This window comes from Nocardia sp. NPDC088792, from assembly GCF_044750615.1.
Lineage (GTDB): Bacteria > Actinomycetota > Actinomycetes > Mycobacteriales > Mycobacteriaceae > Nocardia.
In genome coordinates this window covers 190,928-212,079 of the sequence record NZ_JBIVKC010000002.1, presented here as the reverse complement: position 1 = coordinate 212,079, position 21,152 = coordinate 190,928, and the positions used below count along the sequence as shown (strand labels likewise).

Genomic DNA, 21,152 nt, shown 5'->3' with positions numbered 1-21,152 from the left:
GGTGTTCAAAGCTTGCGGAGTCCAACGAGCACCTTCTCCAGGGTGTTGGTGTCGGGCAGCGAATTCCACTGCCCGCCACTGGCATAGTGCGGATGCCGCACCGTGATCCGGCCCATGTGCAGCAGATCCGACAGCAGCACGGTGGTGATGCCGACCGGCAACCGCAACTCCGCCGCGATCTCCACCACGGCGGTGGGCGCGCTGCACATCTGCAGGATGGCGCGATGCTCGGACTGCATGCCCGGCGCCGGATCGCATTCGCTGACAACGAGAGTGACCAGATCGAAGGCGTCGGAATCCGGGCGGCTGCGTCCGCCGGTCAGCGTGTACAGCCGGTCCGGATCCTCGTCTGGCCTGGTCACGACACGCTCGCTCCCCGCACCCGCGGCTCCAGCGGGCCCCGCACACGCGGCTCGATCGGCTCGCGCACCCGCGGCGCGGCGGCCAGATGCTCGCTCAGCTGCTCGACCAGCTCACGCATATTGTGGCCGACCAGCCCGGCATCAGCGTCCTCCGCGGCCACCACCGCGATATGCGCGCCCACCCCGGCCTCCACGATGAACAGGATGCCGCCGTAGAACTCGGTCATGGACTGGCGCACACCGCCGCGGCCGTCACCGAACTCGACCGAGGCGCCGTGCGAAAGACTCTGGATACCAGCGGAAATGGCGGCCAGCTGATCCGCGCTGTCCACGCTCAACTCCGGCGTATGGCAGATCTTCAACCCGTCACCGGACAGCAGCAGGGCATGCCGGGCGCGCGGGGTACGGGTGAGCAGTTGCTCCAGCAGCCAACCCAGATGTGTGGCGGACGGTGTCATCGATCGGTCTCCAAGGACGCGGAGGGCAGGGACGGGGAAGAAGGCGCCGCACCGGGGTTTTCACGCCCGTTCACGGCACGCTGGAACGCACCCAGCGCGGACGGCGACGCGGGCGGGCGCTGCGGGGCGGGTGCCATCGCATCCAGCCCCTGCGGATGCACCGCCGCCAGCGTCTGCCCCCGCCGCCGCTTCGGCAGACCGGACGCAGTGGAACCCGCTGCGCGCTGGGCGATTTCGTCGAGAGTCGGCGCCGCGGGTGCAGCAGCGGCCGCCGGTAAGCCGTCGGGTAAGGCCTCCGCGGTGGAATCCGTGGAACGGGCACCGCCGCCGATGGCCGGCCGGCCGTCGAGGTCGGGCGAGGTCCATTCGGAGCCCGGAAGCACGCTGTGGGCATTGTCCGCAGGCGGCTGCGTTACCGAGCCGCCGAAAACCCCGGCCGCAGCCTGGGACTCGGGGGTCAGGCCGGTGAGTGCGCCGATCGGCTCGGAAGCACCGGGCAGCAGCGGAGTTCCGCCCTCCGCGGGGCCGTCCGTCGCACGAGTGGCCTCCCACGCGGCGAGATGCTCGGCGAAGGTCGCCTCCGGCCCGGGGGTGTTGCCGGCGTCCGGAGCTGTTCCGGACCGAGCGGCCGCCACGGAGTCCATTCCGGCCGCCGCGGAGTTCGTGCCGGCTGCCATAGTGCGCGGGCCGGTCTCCGTGGGGTGTGGGCCGGTCTCCGCCGCAGGTGCGATCGGGGCCCGGCCCTCCGTTCCGGTGGGTGTGCGTGGCGACAAGCCGGTGGGGGGCAGTTCAGCCGAGGTAACCGGGGTGAGGCGGCTGCTGGTGGTGGTCGCGGCCTGGCCCGCCAGGGTGGTGGTGCGAATGGCGGTGTGCGGCACCGGGGCCAGGGCGGTGAGCGAACCGGTGGGGCGTTCCAGGCGAGTGGTGAGTTCGCGCGGGACCACCACGACTACCGCGGTGCCGCCGATGGCGGAGGGGCGGTAGGAGACGGTGAGATCGTGTTTGCGGGCCAAGTGGCCGACCACGGCCAGACCCAGGCGGGTGCCGGAAAGGGAGGACAGGTCGGTGCTGTTGCCGGAGCGGCCGGAGACGGTGAGTTCGGCGCGGTGCAAGGCGGATTCGCTCATGACCAGGCCGCTGTCCTCGATGGTGATCACCACGCCCGCGGGCACCTCGGCCGCGTAGACGTGCACCTCGGTGGTGGGCGGGGAGAAATTGCAGGCATTGTCGAGCAGCTCGGCCAGCGCGTGCATGACACCCTCGGCCGCATGGCCGGCGATCGCGATCTCCGCGACCGCGCGCAGCCGCACCCGCTGATAGCCCGCAACGCGGCCCATGGCGCCACGCAGAATCGATTCCATGGCAATGGGTTTCGCCCAGCGACGACCCGAGCGGGCGCCACTCAGCACCGCCACGCTGTCGGCCAGCCGGCCGGCCTGCGCGGTGCGGTGATCCAGTTCCAGCAGATCGGCGAGCACCTTCGGATCGGCGTGCCGATGCTCCATCTCGCGCAGTTCGGCCAGCATGCTGGTGCTCATGGCCTGCATGCGCCCGGCCGCGCCGGCGAACGCCGCCATGGCCGCCGCTCGCCGATTGTCACTGTCCTTGACGGCGCGCAGCCGCTCGGCCACACCCTCGTGCAAGGTCTGGATCCGGTCGTCCGACTCCGTGATTCGCGCCTGCGCCTCGGCGATGATCGACGCCACCCGGGAGTCACCCTCCGCACGCGCCGCCTCCAGCTGGAACTGGATCTCGCCGCGGACGGACTCGGTCTCCGCCCGTGCGGCGTCGGCCTGTGCTCGCGCGGCCTCGATCGCATGGCCCGCGTGCGCGACCCGATCGCGATACCACGCCGCGGCCGTCACCGCCGCGCACAACAGCACCCCGAAGACACTGCCGCCCACCGCCAGCGAGATCCGGAAACCGGCGGGCGCGGCGAACACCGCGGCCACCACCACCGCCGTGACCAGCACGGCGCAGATCGCGAGCGTCACGAACGGCAGTCGCACGCCCGCACCGGTATCCGGTACAGCGTCTCGCGTATTCGGCGCACCGTCCGGCCGGCCCGCATTGCGCGGCGCGACCATCGCCGACGGCCCCGCCGGCTGCGTTGGCCCCGGCGGATTCGATGACTCCGACAAGCTTGCACTTCCTCACGTCCACCGCGGCCGACGCCCCGGCGCGCCCGACACACCGATCCCGGCGCCTGCGTCGAAAGCACAGACCGGCAAGCGGATTCGGACCTGGCGGCACCGAGCATAAGCGGCCGCGAGGCCATGCGCTACCCGAGCGCGAACGGGTGTAAACCCGCAGTCTCGCTGGTTGGGAGGTGCGTAGATATCGCGTCATCCGATGTATGCGGAGAATTCTTGCGCCGTCATCTGGCGCATTGTCGGCTATCGGCAGGTAACCCACTATGCTGTACCGCTTTTCGAGTATCCCGAAGTTCGCCGCCCGCGTATTCCCGGGTTGCCCGCAGTTCGCTCTGCGCGTAATCGATGACACGGACTTGACCTCAACCATTGTTTGGGTTCGAGACTGGGGAAGTCGAGCGATAACGAACGCTGTGAGAACGAACGACAAGGGAGATAAAGGCAATGCGTGCAGTCGAGGTCAAGGAATTCGGCGGTCCCGAAGTGCTGGCGGTCGTGGACGCGCCGGAACCCGTTGCGGCAGCGGGGGAGGTCCTCATCCGGGTCGCGACGGCCGATGTCGGTTTCCTGGATCTGCTGCTGCGCAGCGGGGCGGGCAAGGAGTACTTCCCGGTGCATCCGCCCTTCGTGCCGGGCAGCGTGGTGGCGGGCACCGTCATCACGGCCGGGCCCGGCGTGGACACCGCCTGGATCGGCCGCCGCGTCGCGACGCCCACCGCCAGCAGCGGCGTCGGCGGCGGATCACCGACCGGCGGATACGCCGAACTGGCGCTCGCCAAGGCAGATACCCTCGTGGAGGTTCCGGAGGAAGTGAACCTCGTGCAGGCCGCGGCGCTGGTGTCCGACGGGCGGACCGCGATCGCCGTCGCCGACCGGGCGAATATCCAGCCGGGCGACCGGGTGCTCATCACCGCCGCCGCGGGCGGACTCGGTACCTTGCTCATCCAACTGGCCCGTGCGGCCGGGGCCGAGGTCATCGCCGCCGCCCGCGGAGAGGCGAAACTCGCACTGGCACAACGCCTCGGCGCGCAGCATGTCGTCGACTACTCCGAGCCCGGCTGGGTGGAGCGGGTCCGCGCGCTGAGCGGCGGTGGCGTGCAGGTCGTGCTGGACGGTGCGGGCGGCGCGATCGGTACGGCCACGCTGGCCGCCACCGCCCGCGGCGGCGTCATCCTCGGATACGGCAATGCGGCAGGCGGATTCGCGCCCTTCGACCCGGAATCAGTTGCCGCGCAGGGTGTCACGGTGGTCTCCCTGTTCGATATCGCCGACCCGGCCGCCGACTGGAAGTCCATGCAGGAGCAGGCCCTGCGGGAGGTCGCGGCCGGCCGTCTCGAAGTGGTCATCGGCCAGACCTTCCCGCTCGACGACGCCGTGGCCGCGCACGAAGCCATCGCCGCCCGCGCGGCCATCGGCCGCACGATCCTGACGGTCTGAGCGCCCAGCATGCCGGGCACGATCGTATCCGGCGTGTCGGTCCTGTTTTCGCTGGTATGGGCTCCGCCGCCAGGCAAGCTGGACGTTCGGGCACGCGATCCGGAGGTGGATATGCGTTATCGGACCGGGCTGATCGGGGCGATCGCCGCAGGGGTTTGCCTGTGTGCCGCCCCGCAGGCGGCGGCGGAGCCCAAGGGCGGCGACCCCAGTCAGGTGCCGCCCCGCACCGCGATCTCGGTGCGTTCGGTGCTACCGGGGGTGTTCTGGGGCACCGCCAATGAGTCGGAACCGCGTGCGGCACTGTCGATTTCGAAGCTGTACCTGGCCGATTACGCATTGCGGCGCGGTGACGGCTCGGCCGAGGACCGGGAACTGGGGGAGCGCATGATCCGCTTCTCCGACGATGCCGCCGCCGACCGCATGGCGGCCAAGTACCCCTACGCCATCGATTCCATCGCCCAGGAATACAGCCTCAGCGCCACCAGTGGTGCGGGCGGCTGGGAGGTCTCCACCACCAGCACCGCCGATGTGGCCGATTTCCTGGCCGCGAAGGTGCGCACCGAACCCGACAGCCCGATCCTCGACTGGATGTCGCACGCCGGCGCCACGGCCGCCGACGGCACCAAGCAGAACTGGGGAACGGCCCGGCTGCCGCAGGTGCGCGGCACCAAATGGGGCTGGTCCGATATGCCGCCGCCGGAGGTGGCCTCGGCGTCCTTCGGGCCGGGTTTCACGGTCAGCGCCCACACCTACGGCACGGCGGACGATCAGACCACGGATGTGCAGGGCGCGCTCGCCGGTGTGATCACCCAGCTGATCCCGAAGCGCTGAGTGACCTGTCGCACTCCCGCAACCCCTTGCATCCTGAATGATTGTGGTTTCACAATCATTGTGTGGTTACAACTGTCGATGAGCTCGGCGCGCGCCGGAAACAGATCATCCTGATCACCTGCTGTCTCAGCCTGCTGATCTCATCCATGGACGCGACCATCGTGAATGTCGCCATCCCGACCATTCGCCACGATCTGTCCGCCCCGTTCTCGCGGCTGCAGTGGATCGTCGATGTCTACACCCTCACCCTGGCGAGCCTGCTCATGCTCTCCGGCGCCGCCGCCGACCGCTTCGGCCGCAAGCGCGTCTTCCGCATCGGCCTGGTCACCTTCGCCGCCGGCTCGCTGCTGTGCAGCCTCGCACCCAATATCGATGTGCTGATCGGCGCCCGGTTCCTGCAGGCCATCGGTGGTTCCATGCTGAATCCCGTTGCCATGTCCATCATTACGACCACCTTCACCGGCCGGGTGGAGCGCGCCCGCGCGGTCGGCGTATGGGGCGCGGTGGTCGGCATTTCGACAGCACTGGGCCCGCTGGTCGGCGGCGTGCTCATCGACTCGCTGGGCTGGCAGTCGGTGTTCTGGATCAACCTGCCCATCGTCGCCGTGGCCCTGGTGCTCACCACCATCTATATCCCCGAATCGAAGTCGGCCACCCAACGTGGCATCGACCCGATCGGGCAGCTGCTGGCCATCGGCGTGCTGTTCACCCTGGTGTTCGGCCTGATCGAACAACGCCCGGCCATCTTCGCGCTCACCGCCCTGGCGCTGGCCGGATTCATCTGGCACGAGGCCAGGCACCCGTCACCCTTCATCGATCTGCGGTTCTTCCGCAGCTTCCCGTTCTCCTCGGCCACCGTCATCGCGGTGTGCGCGTTCGCGGGACTGGGCGCCTTCCTGTTCGACGTCTCGCTGTATCTGCAAGGGACACGGCACTTCTCGGCCGTGCACACCGGCCTGCTGTACCTGCCCATGGCGCTGAGCATGCTGATCTTCTCGCCGCTGTCGGGAAGGCTGGTCGGCCGCTACGGCACCCGGCCCTCGCTGCTGGCCTCCGGCGTGCTGATGGCGCTGGCCGCGATCGGGCTGACCCGGCTGCAGCCGGATACGCCGATCTGGCAGCTGATCATCACCTTCGCACTGTTCGGCATCGGCTTCGGCATGGTCAATGCCCCCATCACCACCACCGCGGTGAGCGGTATGCCGCTGGACCGCGCGGGCGCGGCCTCCGCGGTCGCCTCCACCAGCCGGCAGGTCGGCGTGAGTCTCGGTGTGGCACTGTGTGGTGCGCTCTCGGGCGCCGGATTGTGGTGGACCATCTCCGGATTCGCCATCGCGGTGATCGGGCTCGGAGTCGCCGCGAACACCGCGTGGGCGTACCGTTCCCGCGATCGCATCGTTCCGCTTCTAGAACAGAAAGCCCCCGCCCATGCCGGATGACCCCACGCCCGATGACGTCTGGCGGCTGCTCACCCACGTCGTCATGGACACCCGGGACAGCTGGAAACGCGCTGTCACCGAACGAACCGGATTGCCGTTCAGCCGGATTCGCGTACTGCGCCGGCTGGCCGCGGGACCGCTCACCGTGAAGGATCTGGCGCACGCCGCCGCCATGGACGCGCCCGCCGCCACCGTGGCGGTGAACGATCTCGAGGAGCGCGGGCTGGTGGTCCGCGAGATCGATCCGGGCAATCGCCGCAGCAAACTGGTCTCGCTCACCGCGGCCGGGCGGGAGATGCTCGGGTACGCGTTCGCCACGCCCGACCCCGCGCCCGCGACTTTATCCGGTCTCGACCCGGCTGATCTGCGCAGTCTGCGCGATCTGCTGCGCAAGATCGAGCACTGACCCACCGTTCCGTGATCCGACCGTTATCGTTGGGCGGGTGCGACAGCGACAGTGGAAAGCCTTGGCGATCATCTGCGGTGCACTGCTGATCGGCAGTAGTGGGCAGAGCCTGGCCGCCGGCGTGCGCCCGGCCGCGGATTCGCCTGCCGCGCCGCTTAATCCGATCGCCGACCGCACGGTCGTGCTGGACCCCGGCCACAATGGCGGCGGCGCCGCGCATCCGGACCAGCTCAATGCCCAGGTGCCCGACGGCCGCGGCGGCATGAAGGCCTGCAATACCACCGGCACCAATGCCACCGACGGCTACAGCGAGCACGAATTCAACTGGGACGTGGCATTGCGGGTGCGGGATGCGCTCGGCGCCCGCGGTATTCACGTGGTCATGTCCCGTGACAGCGATACCGGGGTCGGCCCCTGCGTGGACGAGCGCGGCAAGCTGGGCAACAAGGTCGGCGCGGCCGCGGTGGTCTCCATCCACGCGGACGGCGCGCCCGCGGGCGATCACGGCTTCCACGTCGCCTACTCCTCGCCCCCGCTCAACGATGCCCAGAGCGGCCCGTCGCCGCAGCTGGCCACCGCGCTGCGCGACGGTTTCACCAATGCCGGATTCAGCACCTCCAACTATGTCGGCTCGGACGGACTCGATCCCCGCTCCGATCTGGCGGGGCTGAACCTCTCCGAGGTGCCGACGGCATTGGTGGAGTGCGGCAACATGCGGGATCCCGACGATGCCGCGGTCATCGAATCCGCTGATGGGCGCGCCCGATTCGCCAACGCCATCACGGCGGCCATCCTCTCCTACCTCGGCTAACACACCGCTCAGTACGACTCGCGACGCGGTGTGTGTATTTGCCCGGTTCGACGTGAGTACATTGACCACGTCATTTACGAGAAATTTTCGGGCAACCGGACCGACACAGAGTTCCGGGGAGGACTCCTTGACCACGACCTCTGAACGGTCACGCGCGCGCTTCGCGAACTGGCTACTCGAAGACGGCAGTGAGCCGCCGGCGCAGTTGCCCGGACCGATGGTCAAAAGCACACCCAAGGAACACCAGCACTCCTGGTGGAAGGTCATGTGCCTGACCGGTGTCGACTACTTCTCGACCCTCGGCTACCAGCCCGGCATCGCGGCCCTCGCCGCGGGCGTGCTGTCACCGCTGGCGACCCTGGTGCTGGTGGCGCTCACCCTGCTGGGCGCGCTGCCGGTGTACCGGCGCGTCGCCAAGGAGAGCCACAATGGCGGCGGTTCCATCGCCATGTTCGCCAACTTCCTGCCCAACTGGTGGGGCAAGATCTTCATTCTGGTGCTGCTGGGCTTCGCGGCCACCGACTTCACCATCACCATGACGCTGTCCGCGGCGGACGGCGCGGCGCACATCGTCGAGAACCCGTCGGTGCCGAGCTTCCTGCACGGCCAGAACATGATCATCACGCTGATCCTGCTGGCGTTGCTGGCGGCGGTGTTCCTCAAGGGCTTCAGCGAGGCCATCGGGATCGCGGTCGGACTCGTGGGCGCGTACCTGGCCCTGAATCTCGTGGTGGCCGGCGTCGGCATCTATCAGGTGGCCAAGGCGCCGCATCTGGTGACGGATTGGAAGGACGCGCTCGTCACCGCGCACGGCAGTCCGATAGCCATGGTCGGCGTCGCGCTGCTGGTGTTCCCGAAACTCGCACTGGGCCTTTCCGGATTCGAGACCGGGGTGGCGGTCATGCCGCAGATCAAGGGCAATCCGGCCGACTCCCCGGAGTTCCCGCGCGCCCGCATCATCGGCACCCGCAAGCTACTGACCAGTGCCGCGATCATCATGAGCGCGTTCCTCGTCGTCACCAGCGTCATCACCACGATTCTGATTCCGCAGGCGGAGTTCCAGGACGGCGGCAAGGCCAACGGCCGTGCGCTGGCGTACCTCGCGCATCACTATCTCGGCGATGTGTTCGGCAGCGTCTACGACGTCAGCACCATCGCGATCCTGTGGTTCGCGGGCGCCTCGGCCATGGCCGGGCTGCTAAACCTGGTGCCGCGGTACCTGCCGCGCTTCGGCATGGCGCCGGAGTGGGCGCGCCAGATCCGGCCGCTGGTGCTGGTTTTCGCGCTGGTGTCCTTCGGCATCACCTGGTACTTCGACGCCAACGTGGACGCGCAGGGCGCCGCGTACGCGACCGGTGTGCTGGTGCTCATCACCTCCGCGGCCATGGCCGTGGCGATTTCGGCCTGGCGCAAGGGCCAGAAGTCGCGGGTGCTCGGATTCGGCATCGTGTCGGTCATTTTCGTGTACACCACCATCGACAACATCATCGAGAAGCCCGCCGGTCTGCACCTGGCCATCCTGTTCGTGCTGGCAATCGTGGTGGTGTCCTTCGCTTCCCGGCTACATCGCGCATTCGAACTGCGCGCCATCGAGGTCACCTTCGATGAGAAGGCCGGAAAGATGGTCGACGACCTCGCCGCGCGCGGCGAGATCCGCATCGTCACCCACGACATCGACCAGCGCGAGCCCGAGGAGTACGCGGAGAAGGAACTCGACCAGCGCCGCGAAAGCCACATCCCCGACGAGGACCCCATCCTCTTCCTGGAGGTCATCGTCCGGGACCCCTCGGAATTCAGCACCAACCTCCTGGTCACCGAGGTAGACGTCGACGAGTACCACATCCTCAGCGTCGAGGCCTCCGCCGTCCCCAACTCCATCGCCGCCATCCTCCTCGCCATCCGCGACCGCACCGGCGTCATCCCCCACGTCTACTTCGAATGGACCGAGGGCAACCCCCTGACAAACCTCGTCCGCTACCTCTTCTTCGGCGAAGGCGAGGTAGCCCCGGTAACCCGCGAAATCCTCCGCCGAGCCGTCCCCCGCCGCTCCCAACGCCCCCACGTCCACGTCGACAGCTGATCGACGCGCTCGGGATATTTAGCTGTAACTCCTGGTTTCATACATGCGTAGAATATTGCTACGCTCACGCAGCAAACGGTGGCTGTGGGATCGATCACCACAGCCCTCGGACGACGAACCAGGAGTATCGATGAAGCTACTTCCGAAGCGGGACCGCCGCGCGGTGACCGATCCGGGTGAGGTAGCCCTGCACGCACGCAATGTGCAGTTCGACTGGGCCGGTACACCCCTGCACTGGATGCCCGCTGAACCGATAGCCTCACACGTATTGAATGCGCTGAATCTGCTGCTGCCCGAGGGCGAGCGGATGTTCATCCTCACCTACAACGAGGCGCTGCCGCTGGTGAAGGATGAGAAGCTGCGCGAAGCCATGATCGGCTTCATCGGCCAGGAATCCATGCACGCCGAAACCCATGCGGGTTCGTTCGAGCAGGTGCTGGTGGCCAATGGGGTCGACGTGGCGTCCTATCAGGAGCAGATGCAGTACCTGTTCCGGAAGTCGCTGGGCCCGCGCGAGGGCCAGAACGAGATCGAGCAGCGGCAGACGCTGGTCGAACGGCTCGGGATGATCGCGTCGCTGGAACACTTCTTCGCCTTTCTCGGCGACTGGGTGCTCAATGCCGATCTGGAGAAGTTCGGCGCCGACCCGCGCATGTTGGATCTGTTCCGGTGGCACGGTGCGGAAGAGGTCGAGCACCGCAATGTGGCGCACGATGTCGCCGAGTACTTCGGCATCGGCTACATCCGCCGCGGCGCGCTCATGCTGATCGTCTTCCCGACCTTCATCTACCTGATGATCCGCGGCACCAAATACCTTGTCCGGCAGGATCCCGCGCTGCCCGACCTCGGCTATCCCCGCATCATCAAGCGCGTGTTCGGCGCCATGTGGCGGGGCTCGCTGCCGGGTCTGCCGTCGCTGCTGTGGAGTGGCCTGTCCACGTTCAAACCGGCCTACACCCCGGAGTCGGTCGGCTCCACCGCGCAGGCCGTGGCCTACCTGGCGCAGTCGCCGGCGGCGCGAGCCGCCTCGTGACCTCGGTGCACGAGGTCCCCCGCGAGATGCCGGGGGACCTGTACGGACGTCCGCGCCCGGACCGCAGCATCCGGGTGCTTGACAGCATTGTCGAAACACGGTTGCGCTGGTCGACTTTCGTGAACCGGCACGACCCGCAGATGCGGGTCGACGACCGGCGGCTGCCGCTGGTCGTGGTCGAGCGCCGTGTCGAGGCGCACGACACCGATGTGATCAGCCTGCTCATGTGCGCGCAGGACGGCCGCGCGCTGCCGCCGTGGCGACCCGGCGCGCACCTGGATCTGGAACTGCCGTCCGGGCGGGTGCGGCAGTACTCGCTGTGCGGCGATCCGGCCGACACGCACGCGTATCGAGTCGCGGTGCGGCGCATACCGAATGGCGGCGGCGGTTCGCTGGAAGTGCACGACGAACTGAAGGTCGGCAGCAAGCTGACCGTGCGCGGGCCGCGCAATGCGTTCCCGTTCGTGCTGCCCGGGTTCGGATCCTCCGCCGCCCGAGTGCATTTCGTGGCCGGCGGCATCGGCATCACGCCGATCCTGCCCATGGTGCGGATGGCGCACCGGCTGGGCGTGGACTGGACCATGGTGTACGCCGGGCGCAGCCGCGACACCATCCCGTTCCTGGAAGAGATCGAGAGCTTCGGCAAGCGGGTCACCGTCCGCACCGATGACGAGCACGGCCTGCCCACCGGCGCCGACCTGCTCGCCGGGGTCGGCCCGGACACCTCGGTCTACTGTTGCGGCCCGGTCGTCATGACCCAGGCCATCGCCGACACCGTGCGCGAGATGCCCGGCGTGGAAATGTATTCCGAGCGGTTCTCCGCGCCGCCGGTGGTGAACGGCACCCCGTTCCAGGTCGAACTGGCCCGCAGCGACGCGACCGTCGATATCCCGGCCGACAAATCGGTGCTCGAGGAAGTGCTGAAAACCCGTCCGGAGACGGCGTATTCGTGCCGTCAGGGCTTCTGCCGCACCTGCCGGGTGCGGGTGCTCGACGGCGACGTCGAGCATCGCGACACCGTGCTGACCGCCGACGAACGCGCGGCCGGCGACATGCTCATCTGCGTATCCCGTTGTACCGGCGACCGTTTGGTGCTGGACCTCTAGCCTTTCCGTCTCTAGCAGCGCTGCCAGGAGAAGATCGTGACCGATCAGACCGTCATCCCCGCCGCCGAACGACTCGTGCGCAACGGCGAATTCGACCTCGCCGTCTACGAATACGGCGAACCGTCCAACGAGACCGTGCTGCTGGTGCACGGCTGGCCCGACGACAACCACCTGTGGGACCGGGTGGTGCCGCTGCTGGCCGGCCGCTTCCACGTGGTCACCTACGACACCCGCGGGCACGGCCGCTCCACCCGCACCGATCGCACCGACGACTACCAGCTGGAGGCCTTCGCCTCGGACCTGTTCGCGGTCGCCGACGCGGTGAGCCCGGACCGGCCGGTGCACATCCTGGCGCACGACTGGGGTTCGGTGGAGTCCTGGGAGGCGGTGTGCGAGCCGCGGGCCGCCGAGCGGATCGCCTCCTTCACCTCGGTCTCGGGCCCGAACCTGGATCACCTGGGCGGCTGGGTGCGGTCCAGTCTGGCGCAGGGCAAGGTGTGGGGGCCGTTCACGCAGCTGCTGTCCTCGGCCTACACCGGGCTGTTCATGACGCCCGGTGTGCCGCGCGTGGTGCTGAAGCCGCTGGGCACCGAGAAGATGTGGTCGCGGTTCGTCGGGCTGATGAACGAGACCTCGCCCGAGAACATCACCCTCGGCCCCGAATTCCGGCGCGACTTCTTCGACGGCATGCGCATCTACCGCGCGAACATCCTGCGCCGCATGGCCGGTCCGCGCGAACGCCGCACCGAGGTGCCGGTACAGCTGATCATCGCCCGCCGCGATGTGGCCGTGCGGCCCGCCGGGTACAGCGACACCAAGGAATACGCGCCGACCCTGTACCGCCGTGAGGTCGGCGGCGGGCACTGGCTGCCGTTCTCGCATCCGGAACTGCTGGCCACCGCCACCACCGAACTCATCGATTCGCTGCGCACCGGCGCGCAGACGCGGGCGTTGCGGCGGGCCGAAGTGGGCCGGGAGAAGGGCGCTTTCGAGGATCAGCTGCTGGTCATCACCGGCGGCGGCAGCGGCATCGGCCGCGAGACCGCGCTGGCCTTCGCCAAGCGCGGCGCCGAGGTGGTGCTCTCCGACATCAACCTCGACTCCGCCAAGGAAACCGCGGAACTCATTGCGCGCGAAGGCGGTACGGCGCACGCCTACCAGCTCGACGTGTCCTCCGAGGAGGCTGTCGCCGAGCATGCGGCCACGGTGATCACCGCCCACGGCGTGCCCGACATCCTCATCAACAATGCGGGCGTCGGTGCGGCAGGCGACTTCTTCGACACTCCCGCAGCCGAATTCGACCGCGTGCTGAACATCAACCTGCACGGCGTCATCAACGGCTGCCGCTCCTTCGGCAAGGCCATGGCCGATCGCGGGCTGGGCGGGCACATCGTGAACCTGTCGAGTATGGCCGCCTACACCCCGCAGCGCGGTTTCGCGGCCTACAGCACCAGCAAGTCGGCCGTCTTCATGTTCTCCGACTGCCTGCGCGCCGAACTGAACGGCAAGGGCATCGGCGTGCACACCATCTGCCCCGGCATCGTGCACACCAATATCGTTGCCACCACGCGTTTCTCGGGTGTCTCCGCCGAAGAGGAAGCGGCCAAGCAGCAGCGTTTCGACAAGCTGTACGCCGCTCGCCGCTACGGCCCGGACAAGGTCGCCGCCCAGATCGTCAAGGCCGTCGAACACGGCCGCGACGTGGTCCCGGTGACCCCCGAAGCCTGGCTGCAATACCGCTTCAACCGTTTCGCCCCGGCCGTGGCCCGCTTCTTCGCCGCGCGGGTCAAGCTGACGTAGTACCCAGCGGCGAGGTGTGCGACACCCGCTCCGGCTCCCCGAATTGCCAGGGCTTCCGGAGCGGGCCCGCGAGTTGTAGTTTCGCGGTGAAGCCCATGGTCACCACGACCACGGGCCGGGGGAGGGGTACGAGACGATGTTCATGACATTCCTGATCTTCGCGTGCTGCGTCCTGCTCACGGTCTGGCTGGTGAAGCTCGGCCGGAAGAGCTCGGGTGGCGGCGGTTCTCGCGGCCGAGGCCGGCGCGGCGGCTGGAGCAGTGGCAGCTCCAGCGACAACGGCACCACGTGGATGTACGGCTCGTACGGCAGTGACAGCGGGAGTTCGGGCCATCACGGCCATCACGGCTGCGGCGGTGGGCACAGTGGATGCGGGGGCGGCCACAGTGGTTGCGGCGGGGGCAGCAGCTGTGGCGGCGGAAGCAGTTGCGGCGGGGGCGGTTGCGGCGGAGGTGGCAGCAGCTAGGCGTGCTGCCACGGCGACCCTTCGCGCCACGGTGGGAGAGCGGCCCGGTAATTCAATTCCCGGTCTGCGCCGCTGTTCCGTGCGCGGGGAGCAGCGGTTTGCCTCCACGGTCACCGTCACCACGAAGCCGTGTTCAGGCGGCCGTGGGCTGCGGCTCCGGGAAGTGACAGGCCGCCAGGTGCCCGTCGGCGGATGTGTCCTGCTGGATCAGTGGCGGCTCCTGCTCGGCGCAGATGCTCTCGGCCTTCCAGCAGCGGGTGCGGAAGCGGCACCCGGACGGCGGATCGATCGGGGACGGCACGTCGCCGGTGAGGCGAATGCGTTCGCGCTGATGTGCGCTGTCCGGGTCGGCCTCGGGCACCGATGACAGCAAGGCCTGGGTATACGGGTGGTGCGGGCGGGTGTAGAGGTCGGCGCGGTCGGCGACCTCCACGATTTTGCCCAGGTACATGACCGCGATGCGTTCGCTGAAGTGCCGCACCACGGCCAGGTCGTGCGCGATGAACACGAAGGCGATACCCAACTCGCGCTGCAACCGCTGCAGGAGGTTCACCACCTGCGCCTGAATGGAAACGTCCAGTGCCGACACCGGCTCGTCGGCGACGATCAATTTCGGCTCCAGCGCCAATGCGCGGGCGATCCCGATGCGCTGTCGCTGCCCGCCGGAGAACTCGTGCGGATAGCGGTTGTAGTGCTCGGGATTGAGTCCGACCGTCTCGAGCAACTCCTGGACCCTGTTGCGCCGGCCGCCCGGCGGGTCGATGTGGTTGATCTCCATCGGCCCGGCGACGATCGCGCCCACCGTCTGTCTCGGGTTCAGCGAGGAGTACGGATCCTGGAAGATCATCTGGATTTCGGACCGGATGGGCGCCAGCTCGCGGCGGGTCCGATGGGTGATGTCGCGACCGTTGTAGATGATCGTGCCGGCGGTGGGCTCCAGCAGCCGAGCCAGCAGCCGCCCGGTGGTCGACTTCCCGCAGCCGGATTCCCCGACCAGGCCGAACGCCTCGCCGGCGGAGACGCTCAGGTCGATGCCGTCCACCGCGCGGACCACGCCGGTCCGGCGCTGGAACACGACTCCGGAGCGGATCGGGAAATGCATCTGCAGCCCGGTCGCCGACAGCAGCGGCCCATCGCCGGTCGGTGGCGAAATCGGTTGGGGCAGAGTCTGTTCGGTCATGATTCCGCTCCGATTCCCAGTTCGGGCTCGATCTCGTCGAGGAAGATGCGGTCGGCGGTTTCGGCGGGCAGGTGACAGGCGGCGGCGCGCCCGATGGGCGAGTCGAGCTCCGGCCGCTCGCTCAGGCAGCGTGCGCCTCCCACCCGGTCCGTGAAATCGCATCGGGGGTGGAAGGGGCATCCGGCGGGCACGTCGATCAGGCTCGGTGGCGCGCCCCGCACCGGCCGCAGCGGCGTGTTCACGTCTCCGCCCAGGTGCGGGATCGAGGACAGCAGGCCCCAGCTGTACGGATGTCGCGGCCGGCCGAGAACCTCACGGACCGAGCCGCGTTCGACGCAGCGACCCGCGTACATCACGAGCACGTCATCGGCCATCTGGGCGACCACGCCCATATCGTGGGTGATCAGGATGATCGCCGTGTCGAACTCGGCCTGCAGCTCACGCAGCAGGTCCAGGATCTGCGCCTGCACCGTCACGTCCAGCGCCGTCGTCGGCTCGTCCGCGATCAGGAGGTCAGGGTCGCAGCACAGCGCGATCGCGATCATCGCCCGCTGCCGCATGCCTCCGGAGAACTGGTGCGGGTAGTCGTCCACCCGCCGCTCCGGTTGCGGGATACCGACTTTGGTGAGCATCTCGATGGCTCGCGCCCGCGCCTGCTTCCGGTTCGCGCCGGTGTGCCGGCGATAGGTCTCCATGATCTGGTTGCCGATGGTGTAGTACGGCGACAGTGCGGTCAGCGGATCCTGGAAGATCATCGAGATCCGCTTGCCCCGGAACTGCCGCATGGTCCGCTCGTCCGCGCCCGCCAAATCCGTGCCCTGGAACAGGATTTGCCCGCCGATGGTGGCCCGCTCGCGATTGTGCAGGCCGAGGATCGCCATATTCGAGACACTCTTGCCGGAGCCGGACTCGCCCACGATGCCGAGCGTTGTGCCCGGGGCGAGATCGAACGATAGTCCGTCGACCGCCTTGACCACGCCGTCGTCGGTACGAAAGTGCACTTGCAGATCCCGCACCGACAGGATCGCCTCTCGATCGGGTATGTCTTGCTGCGCTTCGGATTCGGCGGTCGCAATCATCGCAGTCTCACTCTCGGGTCGATGAACGCGTACACGACGTCCACCACAATGTTGGCTGTCACCACGAAGGCCGCACCCAGCAGCACCACGGCCATCATCACGGGCAGGTCGGAGTCCTGCACGGAAGTAGCAGCCAGCTGACCGACACCCGGCAGATCGAACACCGTCTCGGTGATGATGGCCCCGCCCAGCAGCACGGCGATATCCAGGCCGAGCAGGGTGGCGACCGGGCTCATCGCGCCGCGAAAGGCATGCTTCACATAGACATTCGCGTTACCCATGCCCTTGGCGCGCACGGTGCGGATGTAGTCCTCGCTCAACATCTCCAGCATCGTGGAGCGGGTGAGCCGGGCGTAGTACGCGGCGGTGATGATGGCCAGGCAGCACCAGGGCAGGATCAGCCCGGTCGCCCATTTCAGCGGATTGCCGAAGAACGGGGTGTAGGTCGGCACATTCATCAGGTGGGTCGAATAGACGAAGAGGAACAACAGGAACGGTCCCAGCACGAAGATCTGCTGTGCCCCGCCCAGTACCGCGAAACCCATCGCGAACCGGTCGGCGGCCTTGCCGCGGCGCAGCGCGGCCAGCATGCCGAGGCCCACGCCGATGATCAGGAACAGCACCACCGCGCCCAGGGTCAGCGACAGGGTGACCGGCAGCCGGCCCAGGATGGTTTCGAGTACCGGCTGGTCGTTGCGGAAGGAGTAGCCCAGGCACGGCGCCGGGCAGTGGTTCTGTCCGATGGTGCGCCCGGCGAAGATCCCGCCGAGATAGTCGGCGAACTGCTGCCAGACCGGCTTGTCGACGCCGAGCTGGTGTGCGACCTGGGCGACGGATTGCGGCGTGCAGGTCTTGCCGCAGGCCAGTTTCGCGACATTGTGGCCCGGGGCCACATAGAACAGCATGAAGGTGACCGCGCAAATGATGAACAGGATCAGTATGCCGCCGAGCACCCGGCGGATCAGGAAGCCCCACATTCCGCGCTACCTCTCGAGATAGATATGGGACAGGTCGATGCTGGTGCTGACCACGTCGACCCGCACGCCACGGACCTTCGAACCGAACATCATCTGTTTGCGGACATATGCCACCGGAATCGCTGCCCCGTAATCCTTTTGGATCGTCTGGTCCAATGGCATGTACTGAGCGCCCTGCGCCTCGATGTCCTGTATCGCCTGGACGCGGTCGATGTCGTCGTCGACCTGCTGCGACTTGACCTGGGCCACGGCGCTTCCGCCCTCCATGACCTGACCGCTGGAAAACAGGGCGCTGTATACGGTTCGGTTGGTCGGCCAGTCCGGTGCCCATTGATACCAAATGAGGTCGTACGGATTCTGCAGGTGCTCGATGGCGTCGTAATAACCTTTGTCCGCCAGCGGATCGAGATTGACCTTGAATCCGGCAGCCTCCAGCGCCCGCTTGATCGGGGCGCCCATCCGGTCGGCCGCCGGTGTGGAATCCCAGCACACATTGACTACGTAGCCGAGTTTGCCGGCGGTGGTGAGGATCTGCCTGGCCAGCTGCGGATCACCATTGTCGCCGACGCCGTACGGATTGGGCTGCGGCGAATAGCCCACCGCGGCACGCGGACTGAATGTGGTGGCGATGGCGCCGTAGTAGGGCCCGCCCTGCGTGTTGATGACATCCTGCTTCGGGAACGCGGTCGCGATGGCCCTGCGGACATTCACATCGGTGACCCGGGCGTTGTTGATCTGGAAGCTCAATACGAAGTTCAGCTCGGCGTCTATCGTGCGTTGCTTCAGCTGTGAATCCGCGAGGATGTCCTGAACTTGATCGACGTCGATCTGGTTGTAGAGCGCGGCACTGTGCGGGTCCATGTTCGCCCGGAGCTGATCGGTCTCCTGTTTGGGCTGCACGCCGAACTGGAAGTGCATTTTGTCCACATATTGGTGGCGCACCGGGTCGGTCCGGGGATCCCAGTGCGGGTTCCGCACCAGTACCAGCGTCCGGTCGACCGCGTGGGAGTCGATCTTGTAGGGTCCGGTGATCATGTCACCCAATCCGTTGGCGTCCAAGGCATTCTGGTCGGTATCCAGCGCCTTGCGCACCGGAACGGTCTGAGTCATCGAGACCGCGAACGGGAAGTCCGACTGCGGCGCGGCGAGGTGGAAGATGATGGTCTTGTCGTCCGGTGTCTCGATCTTGTCGGGGCCGAGTTCCTGACCCTTGTACGGACCCGGATAGACCGAGTTGTAATCGTCATTGCCGATCAGCCACTGCTGCACCCACTTGGGGCCCATGGCGAATCGCGCGTCGAAGCTGCGTTCGACCGCATACTTGATGTCCCGCGAGGTGATCGGCGTGCCATCGGCGTAGGTCACGCCATCCTTGAGCGTGTACTTCCAGGTGCTGCCGCCGCCGGAGGCCGTACCGGTGTTGGTGGCCAGGTCGCCGACCAGCACCATCGAACCGTCGTCGTTCTGCTTCAGCACCGTGAGACGCCGGTTGATGAGCCGGAACACCGCATCGTCCGGCGAGGTGTAGACCTTGACCGGGTCGTAGTGCGGAAAGTCGTTGCGCCACGTCACGTTCAGCGTGCCGCCCGTCTGGGCGCCGGGCAGCGGCGCGGCCGGGCCGGTCGATTGGAGGCCCTCCGGATCCAGGGTGAGTTTGTTCGGCGGGGCGCCGGGCAGGTCGCCGGGCCCGACATTGCTGTGGCCCGGCGAGCAGGCGTCCGCGGCCAGCACCGCGGTCACCGCCAGCACCGCGGTGCGCGCGAAATCTCTTCTGTTCAACGGTTCCCCTTCGGGTCCAGGGCGTCGCGCACCGAGTCGCCGAGCAGGTTGAACGCGAGCACGAAGATGATCATCGCGAAACCCGGGAAGGCCAGATAGGTGATGTCCGAGGAGATCAAGCCCGCCCCGTTCTGGACCATCACACCCCAGTCGGGCGTCGGCGCGGTGATCCCGACGCCGAGGAAGGACAATGCCGCCTCCGCGGTGACATAGGAGGGCAGGTCCAGCGTCACCAGCACGAGCACCGGCGTCCACAGATTCGGCAGCAGCTCCCGGAAGATGATTCGCCGCGTACCGGCGCCGGTCACCTTGGCCGCCTCGATGAACTCTCGCTCCCGCAGCGAGAACGTCTGCCCGCGCAGCAGGCGGGCATTGCGGGTCCACCCGAACAGGGTCAGCAACCCGATGATGCTGCCCGCCCGCACCCAGACCGGAACCTCCTCTCCGGCCGCCATATAGCCGGCCCACGCCACCGGCATGAACGCGAGGATGAACAGCGTCGACGGCACCGACAACAGGGTGTCGGTGACCCGGCTGATGAGGTAGTCGGACCTACCACCCAGGTAGCCGGCCGTAATGCCGAGCACCGTGCCGATGATCGTGGTCGCCAGCACCACAGCCAGGGAGATCAGCAGCGAGGTACGGATCCCGTAGATCAGCACCATGAACACGTCGCGGCCGGTGTGCGGCTCGATACCGAACCAGAACTGGCCCGAGATACCGCCGTTCGGCTTGACCGGGAAGCCGGTATTGGTGAGCAACCCGTTCTCCGGCGTCGCGTACGGGGTGTAGGGATCTTTGCCGTAGAGCAGCGAAATCAGCGGTGCGCCGAGGCCGACGACGAAGAAGAACAGCACCACGACACCGGACACCAGGCCGGTCTTGTCCCGTCTGAACCGCCGCCAGGCGAGCTGTCCGGGCGAGCGGCCGCGCAGCCGCTGCCGTGCCTCCTCGGTGGTCGGTGCAACATCCGGGGCATTTTGATCCGTGAGCAGTACCGCCACTACTTTCCCCGATCACCCGAAACAAATCAGTTGACAAGAATGGACGAACCGTACGACTCATACCGTTCAACGTCAACTCATACTCGCGTCGACGCGCGCCGCGGGGTGGGGTTACTCAACTGCGCTGTAGCGCAACATATTTCCGATAATCGACCGATGATCGGACTTCGCTTGACAATTCAGCCAGTTTCCGGCGGTCTGCGACCGCGTTTACGGAAACAATTGCATAGCTGAGGCTTTGGGGTTCGCGAGATCCCGGGGACTCAGTCTCCGGACCGCAGTGCCGTCTCGATGGTGTCGACTCGTTCCAGTGGGATACCCCATGGATTGTCCACGCCGACAACCGAATCCAGGTTCCAGAGCACACACTGCTCGTCCGGTCGCGCCACCATGGACCAGGCGACCACGGTGCGGCCCAGCTGATCGGCCATGGGGTCGCCGGATCCGGTGCCCTCGCCGTCCGGGAAGTGGTGCAGGAAGCGGCCGTACGCGTTCTCGCAGAAGCGGCCGTACCGGACGGTGCACAGGATCAGCCCGTGCCAGGCCTCGTCGACCGCGTGCGAGGGCATGCCGATCACCTGATCGTCGCGCATGGCGGCCCCGCAGCAGCGCAGCCATTGCCGCAGACCGGTCTCCACCAGGTCGCGTGGTTGCCACGGGCTGGTCTTGAATACCGCGTCCGGCAGTTCCAGCGCGTCCACGGCTCGATTCACCTGGTCGAGCCGTGGACGGGAGCGGCGTTGCAGCATGG

The 21,152-nt window shown here is 67.5% G+C and carries 18 protein-coding genes; 9 read left to right on the top strand and 9 right to left on the bottom strand.

Annotated elements, in window-relative coordinates; all coding sequences use genetic code 11:
* Positions 1 to 5 precede the first annotated feature (5 nt).
* The 3 genes from ACIP5Y_RS10355 to ACIP5Y_RS10345 are packed head-to-tail and all read right to left on the bottom strand — an operon-like array spanning position 6 to position 2,961.
* Positions 6 to 362, bottom strand: a complete 357-nt coding sequence (locus ACIP5Y_RS10355; RefSeq protein WP_400349465.1) for a DUF742 domain-containing protein — start codon at positions 360 to 362, stop codon at positions 6 to 8.
* Positions 359 to 820 carry a roadblock/LC7 domain-containing protein gene (locus ACIP5Y_RS10350; RefSeq protein WP_397016542.1) on the bottom strand — a complete coding sequence of 154 codons (462 nt, stop codon included), beginning with the start codon at positions 818 to 820 and terminating at the stop codon, positions 359 to 361. The genes ACIP5Y_RS10355 and ACIP5Y_RS10350 overlap by 4 nt, the downstream gene beginning before the upstream one ends.
* A complete protein-coding gene (locus ACIP5Y_RS10345) occupies positions 817 to 2,961 on the bottom strand; it encodes an ATP-binding protein (RefSeq protein WP_400349463.1) in 2,145 nt (714 codons plus the stop codon). The genes ACIP5Y_RS10350 and ACIP5Y_RS10345 overlap by 4 nt, the downstream gene beginning before the upstream one ends.
* A 456-nt stretch (positions 2,962 to 3,417) precedes the next feature.
* Between ACIP5Y_RS10345 and ACIP5Y_RS10340 the strand changes: the two genes are divergently transcribed.
* The 9 genes from ACIP5Y_RS10340 (at position 3,418) to ACIP5Y_RS10300 (ending at position 13,916) form a co-directional block, all read left to right on the top strand.
* Entirely contained in the window at positions 3,418 to 4,410 is a 993-nt protein-coding gene (locus tag ACIP5Y_RS10340; RefSeq protein ID WP_400349462.1) for a zinc-binding dehydrogenase, read from the top strand.
* A 111-nt stretch (positions 4,411 to 4,521) separates the two neighbouring features.
* The gene (locus tag ACIP5Y_RS10335) at positions 4,522 to 5,241 is read left to right on the top strand and encodes a hypothetical protein (protein ID WP_400349460.1); all 720 of its coding nucleotides are present in this window, start codon (positions 4,522 to 4,524) and stop codon (positions 5,239 to 5,241) included.
* A gap of 62 nt (positions 5,242 to 5,303) precedes the next feature.
* Positions 5,304 to 6,680, top strand: a complete 1,377-nt coding sequence (locus tag ACIP5Y_RS10330) for an MFS transporter (RefSeq protein ID WP_400349458.1) — start codon at positions 5,304 to 5,306, stop codon at positions 6,678 to 6,680.
* Positions 6,670 to 7,086 (top strand): MarR family winged helix-turn-helix transcriptional regulator, encoded by a 417-nt coding sequence (locus tag ACIP5Y_RS10325; RefSeq protein ID WP_400349456.1) that lies wholly within the window; start codon positions 6,670 to 6,672, stop codon positions 7,084 to 7,086. The genes ACIP5Y_RS10330 and ACIP5Y_RS10325 overlap by 11 nt, the downstream gene beginning before the upstream one ends.
* Before the next feature lie 37 nt (positions 7,087 to 7,123).
* Positions 7,124 to 7,897 (top strand): N-acetylmuramoyl-L-alanine amidase, encoded by a 774-nt coding sequence (locus ACIP5Y_RS10320; RefSeq protein WP_400349454.1) that lies wholly within the window; start codon positions 7,124 to 7,126, stop codon positions 7,895 to 7,897.
* A gap of 217 nt (positions 7,898 to 8,114) precedes the next feature.
* Positions 8,115 to 9,977, top strand: a complete 1,863-nt coding sequence (locus ACIP5Y_RS10315) for an amino acid transporter (protein WP_400351229.1) — start codon at positions 8,115 to 8,117, stop codon at positions 9,975 to 9,977.
* A gap of 130 nt (positions 9,978 to 10,107) precedes the next feature.
* Positions 10,108 to 11,010, top strand: a complete 903-nt coding sequence (locus ACIP5Y_RS10310) for a metal-dependent hydrolase (protein ID WP_400349452.1) — start codon at positions 10,108 to 10,110, stop codon at positions 11,008 to 11,010.
* A 26-nt stretch (positions 11,011 to 11,036) separates the two neighbouring features.
* A complete protein-coding gene (locus ACIP5Y_RS10305) occupies positions 11,037 to 12,116 on the top strand; it encodes a PDR/VanB family oxidoreductase (RefSeq protein ID WP_400351228.1) in 1,080 nt (359 codons plus the stop codon).
* Between the two features lie 36 nt (positions 12,117 to 12,152).
* Positions 12,153 to 13,916 carry an SDR family oxidoreductase gene (locus ACIP5Y_RS10300; RefSeq protein WP_400349450.1) on the top strand — a complete coding sequence of 588 codons (1,764 nt, stop codon included), beginning with the start codon at positions 12,153 to 12,155 and terminating at the stop codon, positions 13,914 to 13,916.
* Between the two features lie 599 nt (positions 13,917 to 14,515).
* Here ACIP5Y_RS10300 and ACIP5Y_RS10295 read toward each other — a convergent pair.
* The 6 genes from ACIP5Y_RS10295 to ACIP5Y_RS10270 form a co-directional block, all read right to left on the bottom strand.
* Entirely contained in the window at positions 14,516 to 15,562 is a 1,047-nt protein-coding gene (locus ACIP5Y_RS10295; RefSeq protein WP_400349449.1) for an ABC transporter ATP-binding protein, read from the bottom strand.
* Complete coding sequence (locus tag ACIP5Y_RS10290) at positions 15,559 to 16,641, bottom strand: ABC transporter ATP-binding protein (RefSeq protein ID WP_400349448.1); 1,083 nt, start codon at positions 16,639 to 16,641, stop codon at positions 15,559 to 15,561. The genes ACIP5Y_RS10295 and ACIP5Y_RS10290 overlap by 4 nt, the downstream gene beginning before the upstream one ends.
* A complete protein-coding gene (locus ACIP5Y_RS10285; protein WP_400349447.1) occupies positions 16,638 to 17,618 on the bottom strand; it encodes an ABC transporter permease in 981 nt (326 codons plus the stop codon). Before ACIP5Y_RS10285 ends, ACIP5Y_RS10290 begins: the two co-directional genes overlap by 4 nt.
* A 6-nt stretch (positions 17,619 to 17,624) precedes the next feature.
* Positions 17,625 to 19,397: an ABC transporter substrate-binding protein gene (locus ACIP5Y_RS10280; RefSeq protein ID WP_400349445.1), complete on the bottom strand. Its 1,773-nt coding sequence runs from the start codon at positions 19,395 to 19,397 to the stop codon at positions 17,625 to 17,627.
* Positions 19,394 to 20,401: an ABC transporter permease gene (locus tag ACIP5Y_RS10275; RefSeq protein ID WP_400349444.1), complete on the bottom strand. Its 1,008-nt coding sequence runs from the start codon at positions 20,399 to 20,401 to the stop codon at positions 19,394 to 19,396. The genes ACIP5Y_RS10280 and ACIP5Y_RS10275 overlap by 4 nt, the downstream gene beginning before the upstream one ends.
* A 263-nt stretch (positions 20,402 to 20,664) precedes the next feature.
* Complete coding sequence (locus ACIP5Y_RS10270) at positions 20,665 to 21,150, bottom strand: hypothetical protein (protein ID WP_400349443.1); 486 nt, start codon at positions 21,148 to 21,150, stop codon at positions 20,665 to 20,667.
* Between the last annotated feature and the right edge of the window lie 2 nt (positions 21,151 to 21,152).